Annotated in this window: 2 protein-coding genes; one reads left to right on the forward strand and one right to left on the reverse strand. The window is 67.6% G+C overall.

Translation table 11 applies throughout. The annotated features are described in order from the left end of the window. Window positions 1-1,256, reverse strand: a 1,256-nt coding sequence (locus tag AX721_RS21390; RefSeq protein ID WP_068877999.1) for an OprO/OprP family phosphate-selective porin, incomplete at its 3' end; no start/stop codon positions are given. Between the two features lie 230 nt (window positions 1,257-1,486). Here AX721_RS21390 and AX721_RS21395 point away from each other — a divergent pair. Next, on the forward strand, window positions 1,487-2,853 hold a 1,367-nt coding region (locus AX721_RS21395), incomplete at its 3' end, for a methyl-accepting chemotaxis protein (RefSeq protein WP_068878000.1).

Here is a 2,853-nt window from a genome sequence, read left to right on the forward strand (position 1 = left end):
GCTACAGCGTACTCGACCTCGACGACCGCGCCAGCCGAGCCGGCGCGGTCGTCGAGGTCGAGTACGCTGTAGCGCGCCGCGATTTCCCACGCCCCCCAGGTTCCGTCGGCCGGATTGAAGGCCTTCGCCGGCTTGACGCCCTTGAAGCCGCCGGACGCGCTGTTCCAGCCGTGGGTCTCGCCCGTGATCGTCCAGGCGCCCTGGACGTACCAGCCGTCGAAGCTGGGGTTGAAGGCGGCGATCCGGTCGAGGTCGACCCGGAAGGCTTCGGCTGAAATCTGCAGGTTGCGGTACTGGGCGCCGAGCTCGAGGCCATAGGCGGTCAGGCCCGAGGCGTTGAGGGCGCCGGTGTCGACCAGTCGCGTACCGTCGACCCGCAGCTCCGGCCGCTCCCGCAGCCGCAGCTGGGTGACCTTGGCCGAGCCGGCGCCGGTGTCGGCGACCTCGAGCACGCCTTGGATGTTGGCGCCGACGTGGACCGCATAGTCCTTGCCGGCGATGGGGTTGAGGGCGATGCGGCCCAGGTAGCCCACCTGTTCGTCGAACTCGCCCGAGCCGCCGACGAGGCCGCCCGTCAGCACGGCCGCGGCGTACCAGCGCTCGCCGTTGAACAGGGCGCCGACGCCAGAGCGGGCGTCGCCGCCGGCCAGGTTGCGCACCATCTCGGCGACGGCGGCGCGCTCGAGGAACAGGCCCTCGGTGTTGCTCGTGGCGTCTTCCAGGCCGGTGGGCGTAGCCCAGGCGCCGATGCGAAGGCGGGCGTTCACGCCATCGGCCGGCTTCCAGCCTGTATACTCGATGTAGCCCGCGTTGAGCTGGGCGCCCTCCGTGCCGCTGCCGCCGAAGTCGGCGGTCAGAACGTAGTTCCAATGCTTGGCGACCGTCCCTTCGACGCCCAGCCGGGCGCGGCGGAAGTTCGTGCCGGAGTTCAGGTCGGTCGCGCCGGGCGGGCTGTTCCGGCCGTCGTACGCCGCCGCGTCGAACTGGACGATGCCGCGGAGCGCGAACTTCTGGCTGCCGTCGGCGCTGGCGATCGTCGGCCGGCCGTTCGACAGCGTCGCAGTGGCGGCGAGCTTCTTGTTCACCTCCTGATTGGCCTTCTGGGTCTCGGCCTTCAACTCGGACAGTTCGCCCGTCAGGGCGGCGATCTTGGCTTCGAGGGCCGCGATCCGCTCGTCGCTGGTCTGCGCCAGGGCGGGAGCCGACGCGCTCGAGATCAGGACGGCGAGCGCCGACGTCCGCAGTAGATTGCTCATTGGAGGAGGACCCTTTGTCCGCGACAATTTCGTGACGTCCTTAAGATTGGAGAGGTGAACTGCTGGTCAACGCCGCCGCAACCAGAACGTGAATATCCAAATTCCCGAGGGAAAACTGAGGTCTGCGACATACTGCCTCAGCCTTGAGTGCGGCTCCTTAATCGGGAGGTAGTAAACGGCGAGCGATGTTGGGTGACACTGCTCCACTTCTTCGACCGACAGGACTCAAGGTGAAATTCAGCAACGTTTCTATCTCCGCGAAGCTCATCCTGGTCTTTTCGGGAATGCTGGCGACCATCGCGGCCGGCGGTCTCGGGCTCTACCTGACGAATGCGGAACTGGCGGCTTCGGCCGCGCGCACCGAACGGGCGCGGCAGGTGCTGTCGGCGACCCAGGACGCCACCTTCCGGTTGGCGCGGCAAGAGAACTCGCTGCGCGGATTCCTGCTGTCGGGCGACACCTATTACGTCAAGCGGATCAACGAAGCGCACAAGGTCAAGTTCTTCGAGGCGATGAAGGCGCTGCGGACACTGACCGCGGCCAACGCGGAGGAGCTGGCGATCGTCAGGAAGGCGGAGGCCGCCTTCGCGAACTACGAAAAAGTGGCGCTGAACGTCGGCATCGCGCTGGGCTCGGACCCACTGACGCGTGAGCAAGGTGTTTCGTTGGTGAGCAACGACGGCATCGCCGACAAGGCCATCTCGCCGGTCGAGGATGCGCTGGCCGCCTTGGAAGAGTCGGCGACCAAGACCCAGGAGCACGAGGCGGCCGCGCAGACCGCGGCCATGCAGCGGGTCACGTTCGGCCTCATCGGCGGCATCATCTTCCTGGGCGTCTTGGCCGCGATGTGCGGCCTGATCCTCGCCCGCTCGATCGCCACGCCGGTGCGGGCGATGACCCAGACCATGCGCAAGCTCGCTGCGGGCGATAATGACGTCGTCGTGCCGGCCGCCGACCGCAAGGACGAGGTGGGGGACATGGCCAAGGCCGTGCTCAGCTTCAAGGAGGGCGCTCTGGCGCGGCTGCGGCTTGAAGGCGAGGCCGAGATCTCCCGCGAGGAATCGGCCCGTCAGCGCGCCGCCACCGAGGCCGAACGCGCCCGGACCCAGGCCGAGCAGACGGCGGTCGTGCAGGCCCTGGCCCAAGGTCTGTCGCGCCTGTCGGCTGGCGACCTGACCTATCGCATCGATACGGCCTTCAACGGCTCGTACGAGCAGCTGCGCAACGACTTCAACAGCGCCGTCTCCAACCTGGAACGCACGATGGGCAAGATCCAGGAGAACTCGAACGCCATGTCCGCCGGCTCGGGCGAAATCAGCCAGGCGGCCGACAACCTGGCCCGCCGCACCGAAGCCCAGGCCGCCAGCCTGGAACAGACGGCTGCGGCGCTGGACGAAATCACCGCCACGGTGCGCAAGACCTCCGAAGGCGCCCAGCAAGCTGACAAGGTCGTCACCGAAGCCCGCGCCAGCGCGGACGCGAGCAGCGAGGTCGTGGGGCGCGCCGTCTCGGCCATGGACGAGATCTCCTCATCCTCGAACCAGATCGGCCAGATCATCGGGGTGATCGACGAGATCGCCTTCCAGACCAACCTGCT

It is taken from the genome of Phenylobacterium sp. CCH9-H3, from assembly GCF_001557235.1.
Lineage (GTDB): Bacteria > Pseudomonadota > Alphaproteobacteria > Caulobacterales > Caulobacteraceae > Phenylobacterium.